This is a genomic window from Methanosarcina barkeri 3 (genome assembly GCF_000970305.1).
Taxonomy (GTDB): Archaea; Halobacteriota; Methanosarcinia; order Methanosarcinales; family Methanosarcinaceae; genus Methanosarcina; species Methanosarcina barkeri_A.
Genome location: NZ_CP009517.1, coordinates 812,802 through 836,371, shown reverse-complemented (window position 1 = coordinate 836,371; position 23,570 = coordinate 812,802). Strand labels below are relative to the sequence as shown.

General features: G+C 38.4%; 18 protein-coding genes and 1 pseudogene. 5 read left to right on the top strand and 14 right to left on the bottom strand.

From position 1 onward, the window contains the following. The first annotated feature begins 39 nt into the window (after positions 1–39). The 3 genes and pseudogenes from mtbB (at position 40) to MSBR3_RS21340 (ending at position 3,440) form a co-directional block, all read left to right on the top strand. Positions 40–1,443, top strand: a pseudogene (mtbB, locus tag MSBR3_RS03440) ([dimethylamine--corrinoid protein] Co-methyltransferase). 331 nt (positions 1,444–1,774) lie between these two features. Beyond that, positions 1,775–3,217, top strand: a complete 1,443-nt coding sequence (locus tag MSBR3_RS03435; protein WP_048106455.1) for an APC family permease — start codon at positions 1,775–1,777, stop codon at positions 3,215–3,217. Between the two features lie 100 nt (positions 3,218–3,317). Beyond that, complete coding sequence (locus MSBR3_RS21340; RefSeq protein WP_268989114.1) at positions 3,318–3,440, top strand: hypothetical protein; 123 nt, start codon at positions 3,318–3,320, stop codon at positions 3,438–3,440. Between the two features lie 260 nt (positions 3,441–3,700). Here MSBR3_RS21340 and modB read toward each other — a convergent pair whose 3' ends face one another. From modB to cbiM, 7 genes are all read right to left on the bottom strand, one after another. Next, entirely contained in the window at positions 3,701–4,384 is a 684-nt protein-coding gene (modB, locus tag MSBR3_RS03430) for a molybdate ABC transporter permease subunit (protein WP_048106454.1), read from the bottom strand. 83 nt (positions 4,385–4,467) lie between these two features. Continuing rightward, positions 4,468–5,325 (bottom strand): molybdate ABC transporter substrate-binding protein, encoded by an 858-nt coding sequence (gene modA / locus MSBR3_RS03425; protein WP_048106452.1) that lies wholly within the window; start codon positions 5,323–5,325, stop codon positions 4,468–4,470. Between the two features lie 542 nt (positions 5,326–5,867). Further along, complete coding sequence (locus MSBR3_RS03420) at positions 5,868–6,755, bottom strand: YihY/virulence factor BrkB family protein (RefSeq protein WP_048106450.1); 888 nt, start codon at positions 6,753–6,755, stop codon at positions 5,868–5,870. Between the two features lie 598 nt (positions 6,756–7,353). After that, a complete protein-coding gene (locus tag MSBR3_RS03415; protein WP_048106449.1) occupies positions 7,354–8,178 on the bottom strand; it encodes an energy-coupling factor ABC transporter ATP-binding protein in 825 nt (274 codons plus the stop codon). Between the two features lie 7 nt (positions 8,179–8,185). Continuing rightward, entirely contained in the window at positions 8,186–9,106 is a 921-nt protein-coding gene (gene cbiQ, locus MSBR3_RS03410) for a cobalt ECF transporter T component CbiQ (RefSeq protein WP_230627735.1), read from the bottom strand. Positions 9,107–9,639: 533 nt separating this feature from the next. Beyond that, positions 9,640–9,954, bottom strand: a complete 315-nt coding sequence (locus MSBR3_RS03405) for a PDGLE domain-containing protein (protein WP_048106447.1) — start codon at positions 9,952–9,954, stop codon at positions 9,640–9,642. A gap of 9 nt (positions 9,955–9,963) precedes the next feature. Continuing rightward, positions 9,964–10,683 carry a cobalt transporter CbiM gene (cbiM, locus tag MSBR3_RS03400; RefSeq protein WP_048106445.1) on the bottom strand — a complete coding sequence of 240 codons (720 nt, stop codon included), beginning with the start codon at positions 10,681–10,683 and terminating at the stop codon, positions 9,964–9,966. Positions 10,684–11,771: 1,088 nt separating this feature from the next. Between cbiM and tnpA the strand changes: the two genes are divergently transcribed. After that, on the top strand, positions 11,772–12,242 hold the full coding sequence (tnpA, locus tag MSBR3_RS03395; RefSeq protein ID WP_048106443.1) for an IS200/IS605 family transposase: 471 nt from the start codon (positions 11,772–11,774) through the stop codon (positions 12,240–12,242). Between the two features lie 45 nt (positions 12,243–12,287). Next, complete coding sequence (locus MSBR3_RS03390; RefSeq protein ID WP_052723255.1) at positions 12,288–13,421, top strand: RNA-guided endonuclease InsQ/TnpB family protein; 1,134 nt, start codon at positions 12,288–12,290, stop codon at positions 13,419–13,421. Between the two features lie 595 nt (positions 13,422–14,016). Here MSBR3_RS03390 and MSBR3_RS03385 read toward each other — a convergent pair. From MSBR3_RS03385 to MSBR3_RS19940, 7 genes are all read right to left on the bottom strand, one after another. Then, positions 14,017–15,570, bottom strand: coding sequence for a flippase (locus MSBR3_RS03385; protein ID WP_048106441.1), 1,554 nt, complete (start codon positions 15,568–15,570; stop codon positions 14,017–14,019). Positions 15,571–15,590: 20 nt separating this feature from the next. Beyond that, complete coding sequence (locus tag MSBR3_RS03380; protein ID WP_048106439.1) at positions 15,591–15,956, bottom strand: hypothetical protein; 366 nt, start codon at positions 15,954–15,956, stop codon at positions 15,591–15,593. Between the two features lie 1,436 nt (positions 15,957–17,392). Further along, complete coding sequence (locus MSBR3_RS03375; protein ID WP_196296998.1) at positions 17,393–19,051, bottom strand: NosD domain-containing protein; 1,659 nt, start codon at positions 19,049–19,051, stop codon at positions 17,393–17,395. Positions 19,052–19,498: 447 nt separating this feature from the next. Further along, positions 19,499–19,654, bottom strand: a complete 156-nt coding sequence (locus tag MSBR3_RS19270; protein WP_048106437.1) for a DUF1328 domain-containing protein — start codon at positions 19,652–19,654, stop codon at positions 19,499–19,501. Positions 19,655–20,310: 656 nt separating this feature from the next. After that, positions 20,311–21,495, bottom strand: a complete 1,185-nt coding sequence (locus MSBR3_RS03365) for a DUF1015 domain-containing protein (RefSeq protein ID WP_048106435.1) — start codon at positions 21,493–21,495, stop codon at positions 20,311–20,313. Between the two features lie 79 nt (positions 21,496–21,574). Next, positions 21,575–22,945 carry a rhodanese-like domain-containing protein gene (locus MSBR3_RS03360; protein ID WP_048106434.1) on the bottom strand — a complete coding sequence of 457 codons (1,371 nt, stop codon included), beginning with the start codon at positions 22,943–22,945 and terminating at the stop codon, positions 21,575–21,577. Positions 22,946–23,262: 317 nt separating this feature from the next. Continuing rightward, positions 23,263–23,421: a hypothetical protein gene (locus MSBR3_RS19940; RefSeq protein ID WP_155396694.1), complete on the bottom strand. Its 159-nt coding sequence runs from the start codon at positions 23,419–23,421 to the stop codon at positions 23,263–23,265. Positions 23,422–23,570 lie beyond the last annotated feature (149 nt).

Here is a 23,570-nt window from a genome sequence, read left to right as displayed (position 1 = left end):
CGGTTAGTCTAAACTAAATTCATTTGAAAGAGGATAAAAATGGCAACTGAATACGCTTTGAGAATGGGAGACGGAAAACGTGTCTTCCTTACCAAAGAGAAAATCATGGCTGAGATTGAAGCCGGAACTGCAAACGCTGCCGACCTTGGTGAGATCTCTGCCCTCAGCGCCGATGAAATTGACAAGCTTGCAGAAATTCTTATGATGCCAGGCAAGGCTGTAAGTGTCGAGCAGGGCATGGAGATTCCCGTAACGCACGACATCGGCACTATAAGGCTTGACGGTGACCAGGGTAACAGTGGTGTCGGTATTCCTTCCAGCCGCCTGGTTGGCTGCATGACGCACGAGCGTGCTTTCGGTGCCGATACAATGGAACTCGGACACATTGATTACAGTTTTAAGCCTGTAAAACCTGTCGTATCAAACGAGTGCCAGGCAATGGAAGTCTGCCAGCAGAACATGATTATTCCGTTGTTTTACGGTGCAATGCCAAATATGGGACTGTATTATACCCCTGATGGGCCTTTTGAGAATCCCGGCGACCTTATGAAAGCTTTCAAGATCCAGGAAGCCTGGGAATCAATGGAACACGCTGCCGAACACCTCACAAGAGACACAGTATGGGTTATGCAAAAACTCTTTGCCTCAGGAGCTGACGGTGTTAATTTTGACACAACCGGCGCAGCAGGTGACGGAGATATGTACGGCACACTCCATGCAATCGAGGCTCTCAGAAAGGAGTTCCCTGACATGTACATTGAAGCAGGCATGGCAGGAGAATGTGTACTTGGTATGCACGGAAACCTTCAGTACGATGGCGTTACCCTTGCAGGGCTCTGGCCTCACCAGCAGGCTCCACTTATTGCAAAGGCAGGAGCAAACGTTTTCGGGCCAGTATGCAACACCAATACCAGCAAAAGCTCAGCCTGGAACCTTGCTCGTGCAGTTACCTTCATGAAGGCAGCTGTCGAGGCGTCTCCAATTCCCTGTCACGTTGACATGGGCATGGGCGTTGGCGGAATTCCTATGCTTGAAACTCCTCCTATTGATGCGGTTACAAGGGCAAGCAAGGCAATGGTAGAAATTGCAGGCGTAGATGGCATATAGATCGGGGTCGGCGACCCATTGGGTATGCCGATCGCACACATAATGGCTTCAGGTATGACTGGAATAAGGGCTGCAGGAGACCTTGTCGCAAGAATGGAGTTCTCAAAGAATATGCGCATAGGCGAGGCAAAAGAATACGTGGCAAAGAAACTAGGGGTCGATAAGATGGACCTCGTAGACGAGCATGTTATGAGAGAGCTGCGTGAAGAACTCGATATCGGTGTGGTAACGTCAGTACCAGGTGCTGCAAAAGGTATTGCTGCAAAGATGAATATTGAAAAGTTGCTCGATATTAAGATTAATTCCTGCAACATATTCAGAAAGCAGATAGCGTAAAGGGATAGCATAAAGAAAAACTCCGAAATAACTATGAAGATGCGGAAAAGTGGATACAGGTCTCCTGTATGTTCTTTTCAGGATATTCAATAATAAAATTTCTTGAAGATGTTTCCTGGTAATAATTCCCGATAATATTTCCTGGTAATATTTCCTGGTAATATTTCCCGAGAGCATCTCTTGGAAATATTTCTTAATGCCATGAGAAGCTTGAATTCTTTCGGATTTTCCTCTTTTTCCGTTTGCAAGCTTTCATGAGTCGATTTGTGCTGCAAGAGCTGTGCGAATCGTCAATCGTTACTCTATAATAATTATGGAAGTGTGATTGAAAATGAGCAACGAAAAAAGTGAAAACGGAGGACTCCAGCGAACAATTGATTGGAAGCAGGGGCTTGCAATTGCCCTGGGGGTTCCCGTTCTTATCCTGCCGTCCATAGGCTATTTTGCAAATTATGTTTGGGCCTTTGCAATAATTATCTGGGCGCTATCTGTCTTTCAGGGCTTCATGCAAAATTTCGCCTATGGAGAACTTGCTACAATGTTCCCGAAAGCATCCGGTCTTCCTGGGTACGCTCAGAGTGTTTTTACGGGGAACGCGAGCAACCGGTATGACCTTAGCAAATTACTCGGAGGTTTCAGCGCCTGGAGTTACTGGTTTGCCTGGAATCCGGTTCTTGCAATCTATTCAATTCTGATCGGAAGCTATCTTAAAGGACTGCTTCCTGCACTTGCAGGTGTGCCTGACCTTACTATTTACCTGGTATCCGGAGCAGTTGTATTTATACTTCTTATTCTGGTTAATTACCGCGGGCTTGCCGGCGGAGCAAAACTCGGGTACATTCTTGCCGTACTTTCGCTTGCCCCACTTATCATCATTGCTCTTGCACCTTTCGTAACCGGACACTTTGAGCTCAACAATATTACAGGTGCCTGGCTTCCCGCAGACTGGAGCTGGGATATCCAGCACATTCTGATCCTGCTAGGGCTTTTTGCAATGGCTCAATGGAGTGCCTGCGCCTGGGAAACCGCAGCAATCTACGGACCCGAGTATAAGCAGCCCAAATCGGATGTACCAAAAGCCCTCTTTATCTGCGGTGCGATCTGCCTTGTGACTTTCATCCTCGTTCAGGCAGCCTGTACCGGAGCCCTGGGAATTGAAGGAATCCTGTCCGAGCCGGTTTCTCCAATGCTGCCTATAGCTCAGATGACACTTGGTACCATAGGTGGATCTCTGACGATCTTCATGTTGATTGCAGCAATGATTCTCATTATCCAGACTGCCTTTCTTGGAGCTTCAAGGGCTATGTATTCCATGGCTGAAGAGGGAAATCTGCCAGGATTCTTTGGAAAAATGAATGCATACGGAACTCCGGTCAATTCAATGATTGTCATTGCCCTCTTGAACATGGGTTTCATCTGTCTGGGAACTCCTGCAGCTATAGTGGCCGCTTCAGCAATAGGTTATGTCTGCGCCAACGGGATAAGTCTGCTCGCATATGTTAAGGCAAAAATCGACCCTAAATTCTCGAAACTTGAAAGACCGTTCAAAGCTCCGGGTGGCTGGAGACACGTAGCCCTTTTCTTTGGGTTTTTTAACCTGCCTCTATGTCTGATTGGAATAATATACCTGAACAGTCTTGAGGTAGGCTGGACTTCAACGATAGTCGGCTTCGTGGTGCTTGCCCTTTATCTTCCACTCTGGTATTATTCCCAGAATGAGAACAGGACAACTTTAGAGAAGGATGACTCCTTATCAAGTGAGTCCACGATATAAGGACAATAGTAAATTACAAAATCTCTGCTACTTTCCTTTCCCGACAAACAGGTTCGGTTCGTGAACCAATAAACATTATCGAACTTTAAGTCTGTCCAGGATGCAAAAAGAGTTTGTAGAAAATATGTGGCTACAGGATAAATCAGTTTACGGTAATATCATTGAAAAATATGTAGCCGTACTGGTCCTGAGCCTCATGCTGTTTTTTGTTATTGCAAAATAAAAACTTTGAAACTAAAGTCATTTTTGTTGTCTCTATTCTACAAGAAAATAAAGCAGTGTACCAGAAAATAAAAGTAGTGTGCCAGAAGATAAAGTAGTGATCAGAAAATAAGGCAGTATATGGAATTTTCTGTAAATTCATAGTCAAATTTGTATACTGACTATAATTAAGTTCTCTTAATGTTGAATTTTCCAACTACACTTATTAAGATTTATGATTGTACAGAAAATTGGCATACTATCAGTTCACTAATTCTCAAATTATGCATTTAACTTTCCTCTGCTAGCAATTTTTCCAGTAAGAGCAATGGACAGCAGGGACATAAGTGTAAGAATTAACACCAGAAAATTGGCAAGTTCATCATTGCCTGCCTGAAAAGCACTGTATATTGAGATAGACATTGTGTTTGTTTTTCCTGGGATATTCCCTGCCAGCATAAGGGTTGCTCCGAATTCTCCTACAGCTCTTGCAAAACTGAGTACCAGCCCTGCCAGTATGCCCCTTTTTGCAAGGGGCAAGGTTATCAGGAGAGCAGTTTCAATTTCACTCCTTCCAAGAACATAGGCTGCATATTCAAGCTCTTTATCCACTGATTCAATGGCTGCTTGTGCAGTTCTTACCATAAGTGGGAGAGAAACCGTATAAGCAGCAATAACTCCAGCCTGCCAGGTAAATAGGATTCCAGTGCCTGTGATACTGTAGATAAATTGTCCAATAATTCCGTTTTTCCCCACCAGGATTACCAGAAAATAACCAATTACCGTAGGTGGAAGTATCAGAGGAAGTGTTATCAACAGCTCCACAAGCTCTTTTCCCCGGAAATTATGTCTTGCAAATATATAAGCCAGGAATACCCCGCTGCACAGTACGAGACAGGAAGAGATGGCAGCTATCCGGAATGTAATCGATATAGGAAACCATATCTGGTCAAGCATTGGAGTCATATTTTATTCCGTTATTTATTCCGTTATTTATTCCGTTATTTATTCCGTTATTTATTCCGTTATTTATTCTGTTAATTACTCCGTTATTTGGCTACTGCTGTAAATCCGTATTTTTCCAGCGTTTCCTGCCCTTCTTCACCAGTAACGAAATCGATGAATTCCTGTGCGTCTTTTTTATTTTCGGAAGACGAAACTATGGCTATCGGGTAGTTTACAGGAGTACTGACAGATACATTTGTAACGATTTTGATGGATCCGGGATCAGCAGTCAATGTGTCACTCATATATACGAAACCTGCGTCAACTTCTCCTCTTTCCACGTATGTGAGTGCCTGTTTGACGTCTTCAGCAAGTACCGCCTTACTTTCTATCTGATTCCACAAACCAGCTTCCGTCATTGCTGTACGTGTATAATTTCCAACAGGGACTGTATCTGGATTTCCAATGCCGATTTTCTTAACTTCAGGATTAGTAAGGTCTTTCACGTCAGTGATATTGAGGGTGCTGTTTGCAGGGACAATAAGTACAAGTGAATTCTTGGCAAAATTCTCTCTTGAACTGTTGTCTACAAGATTCTCATTGGCAAGGGTGTCCATGTTTTTCTGGTCAGCTGAAGCAAAAACATCTGCAGGAGCTCCTCCCTCAATCTGCTTACGCAGGTTACCTGAACTTCCAAAGTTGAGATTCACATCTATGTCAGGATTTTCGGTTTCAAACTTTGATTCCATATCTGTAAAGGCCTCAGTAAGGCTGGCAGCTGCAGATACTGTTATAGTATCAGGATCCTGCTGAGAAACTGAGGTTTCATTTGCGACTGGGGTACCCGTTTCATTTGCGATTGGGGTGCCCGTTTCGTTTGTAGCTTTGTTTCCATTATCAGTACATCCTATAGCAAGGAATACACCTAAAATTACTAACAGAACTATCAGTTCTTTTCTCACAATTTCACCTACACAAAATATTTTTACAATTACTCACTTAATTGAGTTCAGCATTGATAACAATAAAAACTTCAGCAGTACAAATTGCTTCTTTATTTTCCGTATCTTTATCCTCTAACAGCAATATTATAATTTTGTATAAATTGTGTTAGTCAGAGAACAATAGGGATGTAAACAAGCCGTTATGTCCTATAAAACATAACGTTTTTCTTTTTTACTTTTATAGTATAAGAAGATTCCCGGTGCTGGTCTCAGGGAGGAACTTAGGGTCTGTTTAAGATGGGTTTAAGGTAGTTTAAGACTTTAAAGTAGTTTAAAGTAGATTTAAGGTAGTTTAAAGTAGATTTAAGGCAGTTTAAAATGGACTTAGGACAGTTTAAAATAGATTTAAGATAGTTTAAGGTTAACTTAAAGTCTATTTAAGGTTTTTAAGGCATTTTAAGCTTGGTTTGAGGGCAGACAGGAAGGATTATTCAATATATGTTTTATTAGAATTTCAAGGAAACCAAACAGTAAAAAAGTAGAGTAAGAATTAAAAAAGCTTAGACCCCATTTTCTGAATTAAGCCTTCTGGATTCCGAATAAACTTTTGTGAACTCCGCTCCAAGTGTAATCATAATTGAGGAATAGTAAGATAGAAGAAATAATCCTATGATGGACCCTATTGCTCCATATAAACTTGTAGGGCTACTGTACGTAAAAAAGAGCACAACAATGTATTTTCCTATTGTTACAAGAATTGTTGTTATGAGAGCTCCTACAAAAACGGATTTGATATCAAGACTCTTATCTGGAAGTACCTTATACACAAGTGTGAAAAAAATCACAAGAATAAGGAAACTAGCTATCGAACCTGCATAATCAGTAATCACAGGTGAAAACGGTAGAAACTGATGGAATAACTTTGAAGCCGCATAAAGAAATCCTTCAATAAATATGCTCAGTACAAGCAGCCCTCCAAACAAAATAACAATAACAAAAGAAGCCACGGCATCTTTTATAAAGTCCTTGATATTATTAGCCTCATCAGGCTTGATACTCCACGCCTGCTCAAGGAAATTCTTCAATTGCCTGAAAATGTTACTTGCACTCCAGAGTAGTAGAACAATACCAATTAATGCACTTATTGACAGAGAATTAAGGTCAGGAATGCGTTCGAAAAGTAAAATTATCATATTTATAACTACTTCATCTATAACTCCTTCTAAGTAATTAATTATGGTCTCCTGAAGATTTTCTGATTTCAAAAAAATACTGCCTATAGATACCGAAAATAACAGTAAGGAAGGTAGGCTCAATATAAAATAAAACGCCAGTGCAGCACTGTGTGTTAGCGCATTATCTTCCAACCACTTATTTATCGTCCTGGCAATGAGATTTCTTACGTAATCCTTTCTTATGTACTCCTTTCTTACGTATTCCCAGCTCATATTTTCCCCCAATATATAATACATATCACTTTTATTAAAAAGTTCTTATTAAATTTTTTAAATATTTGCTCTTTTTAAAGATCTACTCTTTTTAAAGATCTACTCTTTCTGCGAAGGATAGAGTATAAAAGAAAAATTGAGGGAATAGTGAAGAGAAAAATAGAATCAAAATAAATAGCTAATGAGCCAATTATCAAGGGTTCAATAATTTCGAATAATCGTAGTCAATTCTGTACGATACTTTGCTGTTGGCTTTACATTGATTTTTGGCTTTTCGCTGTTATATGTCCTGATTTACATTTTATATGTTTGCAGAAGGGTAACAAAATAATACGCTTCTTATAGACCATTTTTCAGTTATCAGAGTATATTTTAGTTATTAGAATATATTTTAACTATTAAAGTATATTTTAGTTATCAGAGTATATTTTAGTATTAGAATATATTTTAACTATTAAAGTATATTTTAACTATTAAAGTATATTTTAGTTATCAGAGTATATCTTAGCTATACTAATAATGGACAAATATCAAATTATGTAATAATCAGGCAACGGTTTATTAAATTGGATAAACTAAACAAATAATTTAACAAATTTTAGTGTTCGTGTATATGCTCTCTATAGTGGGCGTGCAGATGCCCATGCACGAGCTTGCCATGAACGTGCATATGTTCATGGATAAGATTCGTAGAAAGTAAGAGTTCCCTATTATTGAGCACGTTTTCCACATCTCCATCCACAACAATTCCATGATCTTCGCTCATTACTATGGATCTATTACTAATCTGCTCTACTGTTTCAAGGTCATGAGTAGCGGTAATTATCGTCTTTCCCGCTCTACCCAGCTCCTGCAGTAACTCTACCAACCAGAGCTGAGTCCTTGGGTCCAATCCTGCTGTGGGTTCATCCAATAAAAGGACATCAGGGTTATTAGCCAAAACAGAAGCTATACAGACTTTTTTCTTCTCTCCTCCGCTTAAGGTATGAGGAGCTCGATCCTTAAGCTTGGTAATTCCAAGCATCTCCAGGACTTCTATTACTCTGGTTTTGACTTCTTCCGGACTCATATTGAGCTGCATGGGTCCAAAGGCAACTTCTTCAAAGACTGTAGACGAGAAGAGTTGTACATCTGAGTTCTGAAAGACAAATCCTACTCTTTTCCGGAAATAAGACCTGAATTCATTATCCTTAATGGCATCGAAAACTTCTTCTTCTATCGGATTGCCAAAAGCATAAAATTCTCCCGAAGTAGGATATATAAGTCCGTCAAGAAGAGTCAGCAGAGTCGATTTGCCACTGCCGTTAGAGCCCATTATCGAGATTTGCTCACCTGGCGTCACCTTGAAGCTGATATCATTTAATGCGCTTATTTTTCCGACATACGTATATGATACATTCTTTAAATCAAAAATTGTTTCCATGTTCGTATCACCTTATGATGTTATGGGAGATCAACACTAGCAATACGCTCATGGATACCGCAATTGCCCCTGAAATGTAATCGCGATTGCGCATTTTGAACTCCTGCATTATCTTAACATCACCATTGTATCCCCTGGACATCATGGCTGCATGAACTTTTTCACTTGTATCCAGAGATCTTATTAACGTGTAGCCTATACGTCCACCAACCCATTTTTGCTCTTCGAACATGCCTCCTGTCTTTATTGTTCTGGCTTTCCTGGCAATGTATATCTCCCGTATCATCTCCGTTAACAGGAAGATGTATCTGTAGGCCATTTCCAGCGTGAAAACATAAATTTTAGGAACGCCGACCGAGCGTAGAGACTTAAAAAGAACCTTTTGAGGCGTGGTGAGAAAAAGCAAGACTACGGCAGATACGCACGCTGCAACACGCATTGTGAATATAGCAGCGGAGTTGACGCCCTGTCTGGTGATGTATACGCTATCGGATAGTGAAAATGGGCCCAGATGCACTCCAGAGCCAAAGTCGGCTAACCTGATAAGTGGATCTCCAGGAAAGAAGACGTTAAAGATCATTGGTATGGCGATGATCCCTGCAAAAACTGGTATGAAGAGCCATACCCGCCTGATAAAAAATAAGACATCAATCTTACTGAGATATGCAAAAACCAGGGTAAGTATATAAACAAAGAGAAGTAATTTAAGGTCTCCTATTAAACTTGTTGCGAATATCACGGACAGGATGGAAACCAGTTTGGCTCTAGGGTCCAAACTCTGCAGGAAACCATCGCGTTTAGAGAAACTATCTGAGACAAGAGCTTCTTCTAAAAAGCCAAGGATTCCATCAGTCGTCTTTCCTATAAAGCCCTTCTTACCGTGATGCACTGCTGAACATCGGCACGGGCCGATATCTGTTTCTTTCATCCAGTCCGGGATCATTATTCACCTTTTTTAAAATTTAAGTTATAATTAGTGTTAAATGTTGTATCCAAATAAATCTAAAAGTAAACAAAAAATCATAATTATAAAAAGATATCGATTTCACGCAACGTCATAAATTCCAATAATTACCGGAAAAATTTCCTATAATTACTGGATAAAATACCTCACTAGCAAAAACCAAATAACGGAGAAAATTTCAACAAACCTTGATATTTGCCAGTTCTTATAGATAATAGCTAGTTCCCAGTATACTCGAACCAGTTCTAAATATACTCGAATTAGTTCTAAATATACTTGAATTAGTTCTAAATATACTTGAATTAGTTCTAAATATACTCGAATTAGTTTCAAGTATACTCGAAATGTTTCTATGAATAATAGTCAAATATTTGCAAACAATGGTCAGTTCTTTGTATTTTATATAAACAAAATATTGAATCAGAGGCTTATTGAAAATTCATCCAATAATAAACTTTATTTCAATTTACCGTTATTCACGACGATAATTTAAAATTCTAGTTTTTAGCAGCTTTTTTTCCTATAAAGTACAGGAGGCCACCACAGATTACCACTCCTACCACTGCTGACAGAATATATGCTACAGAAGACATGGTCATTGACTCACTACCTCCTGCAAAATCATAATCAGGCATTGGAGCACTCCAGAGGTCCGAGAACTCCTCAAGCCCAGGAGGAACAATACCGAGCTTCTCCTTGATCTCTTCAGGTCCCCATTCACCAAAGGTTTCGCCGACTGCCAAAAGGCCCAGCGGTGCAAAAATCATAAGGATTATCAAGCCAATGCTTAAATTTCTTATTATTTTCTCCATATTCTCATCTCAGGCTGTGACTGCTTTTTTTACTTTATCCTTCTGAGCCTCAGATTTTTCACCATAAAATAGAGACGCATCCGTTTTCTGTATATAAGCAAAAATAACTGCAGTAATCACTGCTTCCAGGATGCTAAATCCAAGAGCATGTTCCATTACCATGGCAGGAACAGTTACATTCAATGAATAAGGCATATAAAGTGGGGTTCCGTCTGCCGTGTGATGCAAAATGGGCTGTATTCCGAATTCAACACCTGCACAGAAAGCTGCTATAGTCAGAGAACACCAGCCAGCTATAGCCGAAGCAATAACTCTTTTAGAGGACATGATATCAGAATTTCCACTAATAAGCTTGTAAATATAATAACCGACAAAGGGTATTACCACTCCCATATTAAAACAATTAGCAGCTATGGCTGTAATTCCTCCGTCACCGAACATCAACGCCTGCAATACCAGAGTTACAGAAATAGCTATCACTCCTGCCCATGGACCGAGAACTATGCCGATAATTGCACCTCCTACGGCATGACCAGTGCTGCCTCCTGGAATAGGTACATTAAACATCATTATTACAAATGAAAAAGCAGCTGATAGTGCCAGCAGAGGGACCTGTCTGGACTTAAGTTCCGTGTTTAGTTTTTTTCCGGCGTAATACCATATTGGGATCATGATGATCCAAAACGCGATATAGGTATACGGCCCTAAATATCCGTCTGGAATATGCATTTTTTTTCTTCCCTTATTTATTTTCTATAATTATAACTGAGAATCCTTACTTTGACTGAGTAATTCTATATAATCTAAAAAATTTTTTAGAAAAAAGGAAACCCAGCTTATTTTAATACCTTTCAATATTTCTGCTAGTTATTTTTCTAAACAGTGTTAACATGTCAGAATTGCTTTATATTACTTATATATATTTTGGTATTACTTTTTTTGACAAATTTATACTTTTATACAATTTAATAATCATACTTAATTTATGAATAAAATTAAGTGTCCTTATTTCTATCTTATTTTATCCCTAAACAGTTCTCATCAAATGTTTTTTATTAACTTTGTAGAAATATTATTCGTGAATCGCCATCAAAAGACTGAAAAATATATGAATAAAAACAGACCAAATAATTCAGTTCAAATTAATGGAGATTTTTAGAGAATTTTTACGGAGCCTTATTATACTTCTTTAGTTGTCTGACCCTTATCCCTATCTGCTTTCACAACATGGCAAATTTATCATATTGGTGATGTCTAAAGAATAAGTACGATATTTAGGGAAGCAAAACGGATATTTGAGCAGGTTGGAAAAAAACTAAACCTACCGAGAGTACTTTTTACCTATCCAAAGAACTAATTATCTGTCCAGATCTTACCTATCCAGAGAACTTTCTACCTATCCAGCGAACTAGTTGCCTGTCCAGGTCTTCTAAAAGAATCAGGACAATTAAATAAAACTATTTCATTCTCATCCTTAAAAGTAGCTATGACCTTATATGATCGCTGCTAAAGTTGAATAAGAAGGTGTTTGAACCTGGCACAGTTATTTTCTTGAAGGAAGTAAAGTCTCCTACCTCCTTCTAAAAAGAGTATTAGAAGAATTTTGGATATTATTTCTCTATTCGAGTTGCATTAAGTAAGAGTTCTGGATGGTATTTCTCTGTCCGAGTTTCCTTCCGAATTTAACTTTAAGGCGGGAAGTCCCCTTCCTCGGAGGGCGTAGCCCGACAGGTGGGGGATGAAAGCCGTTAACTTCTACAAAACCACAGTAGCATAATTATTTATATACATATAGTTACATCAACATAGTGATAACTATGCAGTATAAACTAGATCGTGGAAGCCATTCTGTATATTCACTCCATTATCATTTCGTTCAGTGTGTGAAATATAGAAGAAAAGCTCTAACGAATCCTTTAGTTGTCGATTTTCTTAAAACTAAAATTCATAACATAAGTGAAACATACGATGTTGAAGTACTGAATATTGAGTGTGACAAAGATCACTTCCACTTATTATTTTCAGCAAAACCTTCACTTGATATTCCAAAATACATCAACACAATCAAAACTATAACTTCAAGGGAGATTCGTAAAAACTTCCCTGAAGTAAAGACTATGTTATGGGAAGATACGTTCTGGTCAAGATCGTATTTTATCGCATCGACAGGGCAAGTAACCCTAGACGTACTTAAAAAATACGTGGAGAATCAAGGCAAATATGCATCTGACGAAGAAGATCAGATAAATCCGACTGAGAACAGTAGATGTTCTTTGGCAACTATCTGAACAGTGCAGATGCCTCTATTTCGCCTTAGCTGAAAGAAAAGATGCGTGAAAACTGAACCAGAGAAGTGTAAAGTACGTAGAACATCAGAATCAGCTTCCCACACTAAAGAAAAATTTCCTCAGTACAATATGGTGTATCCCAAAGTACTGCAATCTGTTCTGAAAAAACTTGATGCTAATTATAAATCATTCTTCTCGCTCTGGAAAAATGGTGATAAATCTGCAAGATCTCCAAAGTTCCGAAGTGGAAAATACTTCATGACTCTTGTTTACAATCAGAGTGGATTCAAAATCAATAATGGGAAACTCAGTTTCTCTCATAAAGTAAATGAAATTCCATTATCTTTTGAGATTGGAAATGCTTTTGATTTGTTGGAAATCAAGCAGATTGAAATCTACAATGATGACCCCTATAAGGGCAGAGGAAAATTCTTTGTATCCATAACATACGAAGAAATTCCAATCACAGAGTATATTGATAACGATTTGTATCAAGCAATAGACTTAGGAATTACAAAAATAGTGACAGCAGTAAATACTCAAGGTAAATTCTTTGAAGTTAAAACGCCTAGAGCAGATCAATACTGGAATACAAAAATAGATACAATCAAATCCAGAAGAGATCATTGTAAAAAAGGAAGCAGAAAATGGATAAGGTTGCACAGAACCTATCGGAAAATGGAAGCAAAGAAATCTAATCAGATCAAAGATTTTCAGCATAAACTTTCTAAAACCATGATCGAGAACACCAGAGCAAATACAATAATCGTGGGTGATCTTAACGTAAAAAGTATGGCTCAATCAAAGAAAGTAACTGGAAAAAGAAAGCGTTCTCAGAACAGATCAACACAAAATCAAGGATATCTTTCCAGATTCACCGAATTCTTGACCTACAAAGCGGAGCTTGCAGGTAAAAAAGTAATAAGAATTGATGAAAGCTATACATCCAAAGAGTGTTGTGTTTGCGGAAAAAGACACGATATGCCTCTTTGGGAAAGAACTATGAATTGTGATTGCGGAAACGTAATTGATAGAGATAGAAATAGTGCTATCAACATCATGAAGCGGTTCTTATCACAAAATGCTTTGTGGACAAGCTATCAGAAATTTTCTGATAATCTTCGACAAACAGGATTACAGATGGATACCTGCATCACTGCAAATATCCAAATGACGTAATCACTCGAAGGAAGCTCCACCCTCGGAGCGAAGCGACAGGGTGGGGTAGTTCACGAATATATTTAAGGGTTCAGCCGGAGCTTCCTGTTAATAACACGGTCATGTTTCTGAAAAAAGTGAGGACAATGCGCTTGATAAAAAGTTAAAACTTATTCTCTTAATAAAAAGAATTAAGATTTATTCTCTTAATAAAAAAAGTTAAAATTCATTCCTTCCTGAAAAAGTTAGGATTTCCCAACTTAATAAAAAGCTGAGATTTGCTTACTTGATGAGTGAAATCAAGCACAGTAAATATTTCGTAACTACTATATTTTAGAACCTTGGGATCTTATGTATTAATACTGGAGTTGATCCCAAAAATCAAAATTGCTTCTCTAAATCTCGTATTTGGAGTAATCAATCGAGTTTCTGACTATAAGTTTCTGACCATGAAATATAGTTCTGAAACTCTCATTGATTTGAGAATAAATTGATTTTGGGATGAACTATAGCACTATCTGTATCTTCTTTTCACTTTTTCACTTTGATCCATGGAGGTTAAGGTTTCTGATACTCTTTATTATAAGATTGCTGGCTTTTTCCTGCACGGATCAAATTACGATGTAAGGATTTTGAATGGTTCGGGAATACGAAGACTGATCCTGTACTTGAAATTCTTCCGGATCTCGCCTATCATCTCCATTTCAGTGTTGTCCAGGATTTTTGCATGATTGACAATCAGGAAATATCCGACTATGAAGACTGCATACTCCCAGAGTGCTCCGGTAAGTAGATGCGCATTCCTGGCTGCGAGCATGGCTCCGACCATCAAGGTAACGATGAAAGTTAATTTCCTGTACATCGAGGTGAAAGGATGCATATTTTGCTTCCTCCAGGCCCTTAAAGTCATCAGAACCTCGATGGATACAAAGGACACTGCAGTTCCTACAGCTGCACCTATCATTCCATACTCAGGTATTAACATGAAGTTGAGGGCGATATTAATGCCTGCACTTGCTACTGAGCACTTCATAAGGAAATCCGAGTCCCCAGAGGCTAACAGGGTATGATAGTTAAAGCCAAAGTACGAGTTTGTTATGAACCCAAGGGCAAGGATACGCAGGGAAGTGGCTCCGCTTACGTATTGTGCTCCATAGAGCTTTGTAATAAAGTATTCGGGATACACGAATATAAGTGCAAATAGAGGGAACGTGAGCAGGAAGCACCATTTAGTCATTACTGCATAGATTGAGCCAAGTGGAGCAGTCTCGTTTTGACCCCAAAGTCTGGATGTAATAGGGACATAAACAAAGCCTACGGAAGATACTACCAGAGACAAGAATCCTACAAGAGGATATACTGCATTGTAAATTCCAACGATTTCAGCAGACTTGAAATAACCGAGCATTATTGTGTCTATCCAGCTCATAATGTTGAGCAGAGTTGCGGTTATCAAAAGTGGGAACGAATACCTTATCAACTGCCTGGTTGTGTCACTGAATTGAATCTTCCGTTCCTGTTTGGCTTTATGCTTAACTGGCGGCCTCTTTATGAAGTATACGGACATTATGCTGAAGGTAAAGATCATTGAGAGCAGATCCGCAAACACAACTCCTTTCAGGGAGGCCTTGATAAACACGGCAATCGTAGCAAATCCAAGCAGAGATACCGGCCTTATAATGTTATAAAAATACATGTTAACACTAGTACGGTCGAATCCCCTGTAGATTGCTACTGTCAGGTTCAGGAGTATTGTAAACGGGACTGCAAAGATGAGGATCTTCACTACGGACAATACTTTGCCTTGCGCATCAAAGCCATTTCCTGCCAGAGCATGGAACAGGGAAGGTGATACCAGAACTGAAATCAAGCCTGCAATCAAGCCCATAATCATGGCTGAGATGATTAACTCATGTACCTTCTGTTCTTCATGCTTGCCTCTGAAGAACGCAATATATCTCGGAACTCCTTCATTGAGTCCAAGGGTTGCAAATGCACCTGTAATTGATATCACGGTAAGTGCAAGGGAGTATGTACCAAAGTCAGCTGGCGCGAGATGTGAAGTGAGTACCTTTTTAGTAATAATGTCGAGAAGCATTCCAATAAAGGTTCCTGCAAGTATTACACCGGAACCTGTAACAATCCGGTTGACCGAGTCGTTAACTGACATGTTAACACCGTTTTATTGGGTTAGTTCTCGACTCTCTGGGTCAACGGGCAGGAGCAGTATTCGGTTGCATTGCCAGTGACTACTTGTAAAATGTTCCCAGTCGACTGCAAGTTAAAGCCTGATATGTCTTTCTCTGCAGTTTGCAGGAGAGGTAAAACTGGTCTTTCAGCCTTGCAGGTACTCTCAGATTGGATACTGTTACTGTATGTGATGCAAAATCTCATTTCCGGGTTTAGGGTTTCAAAGTTATCTGTTTTTAATTCCTTAAAACACTTGTAAGTTTTAAGTTTGTCAGTACATCGGTCTTTTTGCTCAACTTTTTGTCTGGTTGCTCCTTTTTGAGCTTCCAAGACAGGGTCTGTTTCGGGTTTCTCGATAAGCTGCATGATTTCTTACGCCCTTCAGGATTGGATCGGAGCTAAATCTTGATGGGATCGTGGGGTCAACTACTATGTTGGATCAAGGTTGAGTCCTGTTGGGTCCCAAAATTGGCTCGAATGCGGATCTTGGGCTAATCCTCGGTCAGGTGTAATATTCGAAGCTGATTTTGGGCGCCAGGTTCAGGAGGGTCCCTGTTGGATCGAAGGTTAGGCCGGATTGAATCCATGGAACCGCTGTTGGATCGCAGGCTGGATTTTGGATTGAATCCGAAAGACCCCTGTTGGATCGCAGGTTGGACTTTGGTTTAGATCCTGGGTAGGGATCTATGTGAACCGCAGGTTGGACTTTGGTTTAGATCCTGGGAGGGATCTATCTGAACTGTAGGGTGAATCCTGGATAAGATTCAGGATTGGGTTATGGAAGGCGGATATGGGTTCTACTCGCCTTGTATTAATTCTGTTTTGCCTCTGCTAATTTGCTTCTTAACTCAACAGACATTTTGTTTGTTTTTTGAAGCTTGGAATCTGTTTTTTCATTCCGGAATCGGCTTACGAAACTCGTCGAGTCTTTTCCTTTCCTTTTCCTTTCTAACTCCACAAGAGTTCGTAATCAATTTAGCCGTTTCAGAGTGGCAGAGCAAATTCCTTATTATGTCGTTTTTTTGAAACTTGAATAAAGGAAACTTATTATATATTTTTTAAATTTCCCCCAAGATTTCTATGGAGTACCTCATCGACTTAATATAAAAGCTTTTTGGAATCTTCATTGAATTATCATAATGAGGTAAGACAGCATCCTGAAGGAAACCTTATTTAATATGTCTCCTGTCAAGGATCGATAGGATGAAGGTTCCAGCTTTTAAAACTTTCAACCCAGGGCAAATATTCAAAACAATTAAAAACTCCAGATCGAGGAAATAAGCCTTCAAAGAGGTTTAAGACTTTTCAAAAACCTGAATTATCCATTACGGATAATCCCAATTTCTTTTATTCAGTAATGATTAGTCCTGACGGAAAAGAATTTTTCCGATATTATTCAAATGTAGCCAGAGTAGAAAAACATTTTCAGAGATAAAATATCTCGAAATGAAACTTCATGAATATCACTATTAGTGTCTAATTAATTTAAAAGCTTCTTTAAAAATACTTAAACCGATACATGCCGATATATGGAAATTATTATACTTTGAGTATTATATAAATATTTATTCACTGGTACCAAGTGAATAAAAAGTCTTCATCAGTATGAGGGAAATTAGAAATTTGGATTACTCTTCAACTTGTCTTGCAAAGCTATGAAAAAAGAAAGCAAAGGTTTAAAAACCTTAACTTGTCACTTAATTTTGTCAATTCCATTAGTTTAATTATCATTTTTGCTGGATTAAGTTCTGCTTTTATTCAGTTCATTTATCGTTTTTACTTGATTCAACTGTCGCTTTCATTTAATTCCCTGGTCTTACTTTTCTGTACAGGAACACAGCAAGCAGGGAAACTGCTCCATAGACGATTTCAAACCCCGGAGCATCTGTTTTATTTTCAAGCGCATACTCAACACTTGAAGTATTTATTCCTGTATTATCTTCTCCATTAAGGTTGACACTTGAAGTGTTTATTCCTGAATTATTTTCTCCATTAAGGTTGACACTTGAAGTGTTAAGGTTGGAACTTGAAGTATTTGTTCCTGCATTATCTTCTCCGTTAAGGTTGACACTTGAAGTGTTTATTCCTGAACTATTTTCTCCATTAAGGTTAACAGCTCCAGACTGAGAATCAAGTCCAGCATTGGTAATAATTCCACTATCCTCAGTTTGGTTGTAATAGGTTCGGTTACCACCTGCTTCGACAGCACTGGTTATGTTATCGGAACTCTCATCTGCGCTTGTTGAATTTTCGATAGCTCCAGGATCTTCGCTTGTATTGTTCACGGAGCTATTTCCAACAGGATGAGTAACAATTACTGCGGCAGTTTTTGAATCTGTTCCGTTTTTATTTGTAGCGCTGAGGGTAACAGTATAAGTTCCGATCGTCGTGAACACATGAACTGGATTTTCCTCAGTAGAGTCAATTTTCCCATCACTTTCAAAGTCCCAGCCCCATGAGTCCGTATTTTCTGACAGGTCGGTAAACTGGACTGTAAGAGGAGCAGAGCCATCACTATTATTCATTTCGAAGTTTGCTACCGGAGGTCCGGGCTGTTGTGGTTTGGAAGACGAAATCAGAGGTAACTGATCAGAGTAAATGCTTTGTGAGATCCTGTATTCGGAATCCGCAATTCCGTCTCCATCTGCATCAACTGCAGTATCCGAAAAACCTGTACCTTCAGGTTCTGCCCAGAAATTACCTCCAAGATAGGAACCGCCGACAATATTCTCGCCTTCGGTCTTTGCCGTATTGTAAGCGTTTCCGACTCCGTTTTGAATCTCTGCATTGACGGTGTTGTTGAAATAGTTATTATAAATCAGATTGTCGTCACTCTCTGGGCAGACAAAAAGGCCGTAAATATCGTTTGAGGATACGTTATTGCCTGTAAGCGTGTTATCATCCGAAGTGCTGATATGAATGCCAGTATCTTTGTTATCCGAAGCCGTATTTCCGAAGATGGTATTATTGGTCGAGGTCGATAACAAGATCCCATTTTCTTCATTATTTGCAATCACGTTATTTGAGAGCTTATTGCCTTTTGAGTTCAAGAGATAAATTCCATAACCATTATTCACGATTTTATTATTCTCAATGATGCAGTTATTGCATTCTGAGATATAGATTCCTGCATAGCTGTTTTTTGTTCCTGTAATCCCAAGTCCGCTAATTTTTACGTTATCAGCCTGCAAGGAGATTACATGATTGTCTGAGCTCTTAGCCGTAATTATTGTGTCATCAGGATTCCCGGATTCCGAGGATATTACAAGGTTATTTTTGTCTATTTTGATATTCTCGGTATAGATTCCGGGTTTTAAGATTATTACGTCACCTGAGACTGCATTATCCAATGCGGTTTGTATCGATTCTCCAGGCTGGACGTAAACCTCAGCCGCAGCTCCGATACCCGAGCCTAATGTTATGAGAAGAAAGACTACCAGTAAAATAGCTAACCTGTTCAATTTGATTCCCCAGTACATTCAAAGTATGGGTGATACTTCGATTAATTAACCGAAAATTAATATAAAGGAATATAAGTATATTGGTACAAATTATAATATGTTTATAATTCTAATGCTCATTTAAGATTATAATTTGTCAAGTGCCTGTTAACTTGTTCAATCAGGATTAACATTACACAAAATAGGTTTAATTAATCGAAAAAGCTTGATATAATCTGTTGTAAAAAATTATAAAAGTATAAAATGCTGGAAAATTTATTAACATGCACTCACCTTAATTAAAAAAGAAAATAAACTAATTGATTTTTTGATATGCCTGAGAAAAAATAATAATTAGACAAAGTATTAAAAAAGTAATCTGGCTTTGACTCCTGGAACTATTACTCTCTATCACCTCAAGTGCATAGTTATTCTTAAACCAGTGTGAACTTCGTTAAAAGGCTACCGTCATAACAGGAACGAGATAATTGCAAGTATAATAAAGATTATGACGAGCCACTTTGCAATCTCCATTGAGAAACCGGCAATTCCCCTTGCACCCAGTATATATGCAATTAATGCTAATATTAGAAAGACTACAGCAAGTCCTATCAAGTCTGCCATATATCACACCCCTAGTGATTATTTATTTAATAAATCAATTATTAGATTAAAGGTATTTATAATTTGACTGTCAAAGTAAGTCACTTACTCATAAATGGACATCTTTTTTTTAATTGAAATAGTTTCTTTTAAGATACAAATCATGTTCTAAGTCCTTCCTTCTTTTTACAATAAAATGGTAGAGGGTATTATTATTTCACGACTTTAGCTGTTTAAGTTGAAGAAACAGGATAAATATACAAACCCGTAGCTTTATAAAAATTGAATTTTTGTCTTTCTTTAGAAATGGAAAAACTGAGCTTAAATGAGTAAAGAAAAATAAGATAGATAAATACAAACAAAGAAATAAAAGTATAAAAGTAAAAGATAAAAAAGTGAAAGATAAAGAAGTGAAAGATAGATAAGTGAAATATAGATAAAAGAAAGATAGATAAAAGAAAGATAGATAAAAGAAAGATAAAGAAGTGAAAGATAGATAAAAGAAAGACAGATAAAAGAAGGATAGATAAGTAAAATATAGATAAGTAAAATATAGATAAATAAAATATAGATAAATAAAATATAGGTAAAAGAAAAATAAAGAAGTGAAAGATAGATAAATGAAAGCTAAAGAAATGAAAGATAGATAAGTGAAAGGGATTACAGGACAGGAAGCCTTACGGAACAATCTTTCTGGCTTCGATATAATATCTCTTCTCATTTTCCTTTCCGAGAGAAAACGATTTTCTCGGAAGAACTCCTTTCTTTTTAATTAGAGAAAAAAAATCGCTCTTCTTCAAAGGAGGAAGGAAAAAACCGATGTTACCCTGTTTTTTTCCGAGTTTCTCCACTACTTCAGGATCATGCTCATATTCGATTGAGTAATTGTCAATGATCTCATCAAGGGTTTCGACTTCCAGATCGTACACTGGATTATCAAAGACAAGCATACCAGACCTATCTTTTGTAATAAACCCTATTGAATGTCCTGCAATCGGAAAATCAGTATTTGAGGGTGAGGTTCCGGTTTCTTCGATCCTTGCACTGAATTTTTTGAGCAGTTCTTCAGGCTCAATTCCGCTTACAATTCTGTGAATAGGTTCAAAGGAAAGTCCGGGATCATGAACATTTACAAGCTCAACCATTGCATACCTTGCAGGATGATCGGCCTGTACGGTTCCTTTAATTTGTTCCCAGAAGCTCTTTGCAGCGGCAAGGCTGTGGTTTCCATCGCCAACAAGCAGGGTTCCCAGGTTCAGGATTTTATCCGAAATTTCTTTGATTATTTTTTCATTAATGATTCTGTAACCCGTGATGTGGCCGCCACCTTCCATCAGATCAAAATCATAAATCTTGTCCTCTTTACAAACAAAATCAACAGGGTTTCTTGGAATAACCGAGAAATAAGGATCGTCATACAGCACTAAGATGTGTGAGAGTTCCAGTTCTGCATTTTCCCTTATCCTGACTCTTGCAGGAAGCCTTTCTTTAATAGTGCCTTCAGTTGGTTTAATAAACGAGTCTGATCCGTTGAACTGATATTCTTCCAGGTCTACTGCAACAACAAGCCCGGTTCTCTCCTTATCTGAGATCGAACGCCTTACGAGAATAAAGCAGGCGCCATAGTCAACAAGAAACTTTTTGTAGTCACTTATGGTTTTATGGATCTTATTTACTCTGTTTTCATCTAGCGGAAGATATATTTCCGGATAAATTAAATTAAAAGTAGAGGGGGCATCTCCAATAAACTCTTCAACTCTTTTCCAGTATTCCGGATCCTGAGTGTGCTGATCACAGGCAATCACTGCCCATTTTTCCCAGTCGTCGTTTGGAAGAAGAATGCGCGGAACATGTAAAACCATAGTATGTTAAAAAAAGAGAGAGAATATAAAGATTTCCAAATTCCTTTTTTTGAGTGCACAGCTTTAAGAAGAAACAATTTTATTTTACTGTATTATATCCGGCGTTTTTCCATGCAGTCATGCTGCCAAGTACGTTATATACATTGCTATAGCCATGCTTTTTTAAAATCGAAGTTGCTATACTGGAACGCCTGGAACTGTCACAATAAACAATTACCTGAGAGTCTTTCGGGATCTTATCCAGATTTTTCTCAAGTTCCCCCACATATATGTTTTTGGCTCCCTGAATATGCCCTTCATCCCACTCCTTCTTTTTCCTAACATCCAGTAGTGTCATCTCCTCGTGCTCTTCCAATTTATTTTTCAGATCATGGACCGAAACAAAACTAATTTTGTCCACAGGTAAGGCTTTCATATACCAGGCTGCAATTCCGCCGTTCAAAAAACCAACGATATTATCGTAACCCAGACGGACCAGATACCTTACAGCAGTCTCAAGATGCTCTTTTTCCTCCAGCACGAGGAGTATGGGTTTATCATAAGGAAGAATCCAGCCCGCAAACGAAGGTATTCCGTTGAGCCAGAGACTATAAGTGTTTCTTATATGCGTTCCGCCAAAAGAATGGGGCATGCGGGTATCCAAGACCACTGCCCCTTTTTCCATTTCTGCTCTGAACTCCACTGGTGAAAGCGGCTTCGGAACTGGCAGGCCCTGCAGCAAAGGAGGTCCCTGCAGGTTGTACTGTTCCATTTTATAGAAGTAAGGAGGAAACTCAAGCTTCTCCTGGAGTTTGAACTTGATAAACTCCTCCCTGTTTGTTTTTTGCAGAGCAGGATTTTGTACACGCTCAAGTCCAAGCGTACTGTAGTCTCGTTTTGCGATAGCTCCCCCACAAACCGAGCCTGCACCGTGCGCAGGACATAGTATTACTCCGTCTCCCAGAGGAAGGATTTTGTTAAATATACTGTCATAAAGGTTTGCTGCCAGCCTTGGAGCTTCCTCCGGGCCATAGAGATCGGTTCTTCCGGTATCGCCTACAAACAGGGCATCTCCTGTAAAAACTATTACTGGTTCTTTTCCCGTATCAAGGTCTGTCAGGGTATAGGACATACTCTCATCCGTATGGCCAGGAGTATGTAAAGCAGTCAGTCTCATTGAGCCAAAATCAAACTCCTGGCCTTCATTCAAGTAGTTCCCGTATTTGAAATCCACTCCATGACCGTGATAAATCTCTGCATCTGTAAGCTTCTTCAGTTCCAGGGAACCAATTAAGTAGTCTTCATTTCGGTGTGTTTCAAAAATATATTTTATGTTTATACCCTCTCTTCTGGCAAGTTCGGCATAGACCTGACAGTCTCTTCGAGGGTCAATAACTATGGCTTCATTTTCCGAACCTATGAAATAAGAAAGATGAGCCAGACCTTCCGATTTAATGCGCTCAAATTTCAAGCTAATCCCCCATTCTGTTTATGTTATATTTATGAACTAAATCTCTGCCTGCTGAAGATTTCTCGTTGTATTGTTATACAACCGTATATTTTATATTTTTTATTTTGAAGGCACCAATAACAGTACTATAAATTTTATAAAATATTCAAAGCAATATTGAATCTACTTTATAAGAATTTGATATAATATGTAGTAAATAGCATATATTTTATGATATATATCGGATAGTAAGTAGTATGCTGGTTCCAGTATATGATTGCGTTTTTAGAACATAAACTTATTGATTTTTTGGATATTTTCGTAATCTTTGCAGATCTTTAGCAGAACAAGTTTACAGAGATGGTTGAACTGGCGAATAAGATAAGAAAAAAATTTATTGTTACATTGTCTCTCCTAACATTTATTTTATTCATCTGTGTCTCTCTTCCCATAACCATTCCTTTTATTTTTACAGGATCAACTGCATCGTTTTTCATAATATACAACCATGATATCAAAAGTCACGAAGTAACAGTTGAAGTGTTTGATCAGCATGATAAATCAATAATAAACGAAAACCACCATCTGGAACCTAGAAGCGATTTGTCACAATCTCGTCCTTTAAGTTTAAAATTCTCACGGGAAA

What these genes read in the sequence shown, in the direction of transcription:
- MSBR3_RS21340 (WP_268989114.1), top strand. Translation starts at nt 3,318, where the DNA reads ATGCAAAAAGAGTTTGTAGAAAATATGTGGCTACAGGATAAATCAGTT.
- MSBR3_RS03435 (WP_048106455.1), top strand. Translation starts at nt 1,775, where the DNA reads ATGAGCAACGAAAAAAGTGAAAACGGAGGACTCCAGCGAACAATTGAT.
- MSBR3_RS03405 (WP_048106447.1), bottom strand. Translation starts at nt 9,954, where the DNA reads ATGGAGAAAATAATAAGAAATTTAAGCATTGGCTTGATAATCCTTATG.
- tnpA (WP_048106443.1), top strand. Translation starts at nt 11,772, where the DNA reads ATGCAGTATAAACTAGATCGTGGAAGCCATTCTGTATATTCACTCCAT.
- cbiQ (WP_230627735.1), bottom strand. Translation starts at nt 9,106, where the DNA reads ATGAAAGAAACAGATATCGGCCCGTGCCGATGTTCAGCAGTGCATCAC.
- MSBR3_RS19270 (WP_048106437.1), bottom strand. Translation starts at nt 19,654, where the DNA reads ATGGCAGACTTGATAGGACTTGCTGTAGTCTTTCTAATATTAGCATTA.
- MSBR3_RS03365 (WP_048106435.1), bottom strand. Translation starts at nt 21,495, where the DNA reads ATGGTTTTACATGTTCCGCGCATTCTTCTTCCAAACGACGACTGGGAA.
- MSBR3_RS03385 (WP_048106441.1), bottom strand. Translation starts at nt 15,570, where the DNA reads ATGTCAGTTAACGACTCGGTCAACCGGATTGTTACAGGTTCCGGTGTA.
- MSBR3_RS03380 (WP_048106439.1), bottom strand. Translation starts at nt 15,956, where the DNA reads ATGCAGCTTATCGAGAAACCCGAAACAGACCCTGTCTTGGAAGCTCAA.
- MSBR3_RS03420 (WP_048106450.1), bottom strand. Translation starts at nt 6,755, where the DNA reads ATGAGCTGGGAATACGTAAGAAAGGAGTACATAAGAAAGGATTACGTA.
- modB (WP_048106454.1), bottom strand. Translation starts at nt 4,384, where the DNA reads ATGACTCCAATGCTTGACCAGATATGGTTTCCTATATCGATTACATTC.
- cbiM (WP_048106445.1), bottom strand. Translation starts at nt 10,683, where the DNA reads ATGCATATTCCAGACGGATATTTAGGGCCGTATACCTATATCGCGTTT.
- MSBR3_RS03415 (WP_048106449.1), bottom strand. Translation starts at nt 8,178, where the DNA reads ATGGAAACAATTTTTGATTTAAAGAATGTATCATATACGTATGTCGGA.
- MSBR3_RS19940 (WP_155396694.1), bottom strand. Translation starts at nt 23,421, where the DNA reads ATGAAAAACGATGCAGTTGATCCTGTAAAAATAAAAGGAATGGTTATG.